At 41.9% G+C, this 2693-nt stretch carries 2 protein-coding genes; one reads left to right on the top strand and one right to left on the bottom strand.

The features are described 5' to 3' along the window. Positions 1–2079: DUF7133 domain-containing protein (locus WBN20_RS09675; protein WP_424281525.1), on the bottom strand; the 2079-nt coding region annotated here is incomplete at its 3' end. Between the two features lie 41 nt (positions 2080–2120). Between WBN20_RS09675 and WBN20_RS09670 the strand changes: the two genes are divergently transcribed. Continuing rightward, the coding region (locus WBN20_RS09670; RefSeq protein WP_424281524.1) for a sulfatase-like hydrolase/transferase at positions 2121–2693 on the top strand (573 nt) is incomplete at its 3' end.

Below are 2693 nucleotides of genomic sequence, written 5' to 3'. Positions count from 1 at the left end.
TTCGGGATGCGCCTGAACTCGACTGGAACTAGCAAGGGAAGGAGCCATAATAATGCCATTTCCAAGCTGCGTTCCTTTGCCGTCCGGACCATGGCACTGAGCACATAATTCATTAAAGATCTCGCCCCCCCTTTCTATTCGTTCTTGTTGGAGATCTGTAAGTTGAGGTCCTGATAGGGATCCAAAACCTCTGGTTTCCTTTGGGTTCAGGATCTGTTTCCCAACCAGTTGCACTCCCTTAGCCTGGTTCTGAGCCAAAACAGACTTTATATTTTTTTCCAAAGAAGGAGTTTGTACGTATTTTGATGTCAGCATAGCCTGGATAACAACATCGGTGTTTGAATCTGAAAGCAATTCCGCATATTTATGCTCCAGAGCTTTTTTGCCAGATTTTGACAGTGATTCACTTGCTCGTAGTGCCTGAATACGTAATCTTGGATTCGGATCTTTTAATAGAAGGTTTAGTAATTCTGAATCTAAGGCATTTAAACCCTCCAATGTCCATAGGGCATGAAATCTTCCCAAGAGATTTATACTTTTTTTTACTATTGTTTTAAGGGCAGGAACAACTGAATTATCCTGGGCCATAACGAGAATTTGTTGTGCTTTATCGCGCCACCAGCCATTGGGATGTTCCAGGTACTTCACCAGTTGAGCCGGAGTCTCTTCAAACATTCTGGGTTTTGTTTTATCGCGTGAATTTCCTTCATAAGAAATACGCCAGATACGTCCCAGGCCAACAACTTTATCTAACTGATATTGTTCAATTTTTGTTCTTAGATATGTGCCTTTTTGTGCCCACTGCCCTTCTTGTATTATCCCGTGATACATGTCTACTATATACATGGTGCCGTCCGGTGCAGTTGCCATGTCTACAGGTCTGAAAAGAGGATCTGTACTTCTCAGGAATTCAGACTTCTCATCCTGATAAACATTATGCAGAGTGGTAAGCCCTTCGGTAACCACCGGGTTTATCTGACGGACGATCCTCGCCACCGGTTCTCCATAAAAATACTGTCCTTTAAGTTCTTTCGGTAATCTGTCTCCCCTATAGATATCATTACCTGCTGCTCCCGTAACCCTTTTCAGTGACCCATCGGGTTGACGGACCTCGTCCATTCCTCCTTGCATATCGGCGATCTTCACCGGCGCTCCCCAGGGAATCTCAAACCCTTCTTCAAATTCATTTTCTACCTCAAAATTCCCGTAGTGAATAGGAAACTGAAAATAGGAAGGTACACCACTCCAACCACCCTGAAACCAAAGCTTCCCGTCATCATCATGGGTGATGCCCCATTGTGCACGGTTATACCCGGTTTTCTCGCGAATTACTCCACTTGTAGTTTCTTTGACCCTGAAAGCATTAACTGTACTGTAAAGCCAATTATCCATACCCCAATACATAAAGGCCTGTTGGTGCTCCACATTGCCGGAGCGGCCAAATTTATTGGTAAAAAATTCCTTTTTGTCTGCAATTCCATCCCCATCGGTATCACAATATTTATAGACATTATCCGCGTCAGATTCCATAGAGAGGATGCAATCTTTGCCATAGGTTAACACAAATCTGGGGAAGATAAGCTTGTCCACAAAGGATGTTCCGGACTCATAGATTCCATCGTTATTTTTATCTTCCCAGCGAGAAATTCTACTTACAGGCTCAAGGGTTCCGTCCGAATCAGCAGTAAGCATGTAGGTTCTTAATTCTAATACGTACATGCGTCCGTTTCCATCAAATGAAATGGCTCCTGGCTGCTCTATTTCTGGTTCTGTTAGAATAGGTTCTATCTTATACCCTGGAGGTAATAGAAAGTGGGCGGCTTCTTCATGGGGATATAAAGGAAGTACCGGAGATTTAGGCTCCAGGTCAACGCCTATCCAGTTTTCGCTTCCCGGATCTTCATCCTCAGGAATGGTTAAAACAGGTAAGGTGTCCGACATGGAACTAATTACCTTCACAATTGGATGAGGCACTTCGTTTTTTGGTTTACAGCCGGGGATTGTAAAAACAGTTAGAAATAATAAGAAAAAACATTTCCGGGCCGGAATTTTTAAATCCCCCGATAATTTAATACTCATACTGTAGATTTAGAAGAAACTGTGAATACAATATCTGGTGAATGAAAATTAATTATATTAAGCCCAATTTACAAGTAATTCATAAAACTTTACAAAACAGAGTTTTTGAAAAATTCGCCTTATCAATGTATCGTAGCCTTTCTTTTTGTATCCTGATCCTTCTTTTAGTAAGCTGTAAACATAAAAAAGAAATTGCTACTTCTAAGATTGATCAACCACCAAATATTGTCCTGATTTTTACAGATGATCAGGGTTATCAGGACGTCGGCGTATTTGGGGCAAATGACATCCCAACTCCACACCTCGATCAGATGGCCGGGGAAGGTGTAAAATTAAGTAGTTTTTATGCTGCCCAGGCGGTTTGTTCAGCATCAAGGGCCGGACTATTAACGGGTTGTTATCCTAATCGTATTGGGATTCACAATGCCTTTATGCCTGATAGCAAAATTGGTCTGCATCCTTCTGAAACCACTATTGCAGAATTGCTTAAAGCAAACGGATATGCTACCGGCATTTTTGGAAAATGGCATTTAGGGGATCATCCTGATTTTTTACCAACAAAACAGGGTTTTGATGAGTATTTTGGAATTCCGTATTCTAATGATATGTGGCCC

It is taken from the genome of Eudoraea sp., from assembly GCF_049665975.1.
Taxonomy (GTDB): Bacteria; Bacteroidota; Bacteroidia; order Flavobacteriales; family Flavobacteriaceae; genus Eudoraea.
The sequence above is the reverse complement of the archived record's forward strand: the minus strand, read 5'-3'. Positions and strand labels throughout refer to the sequence as shown.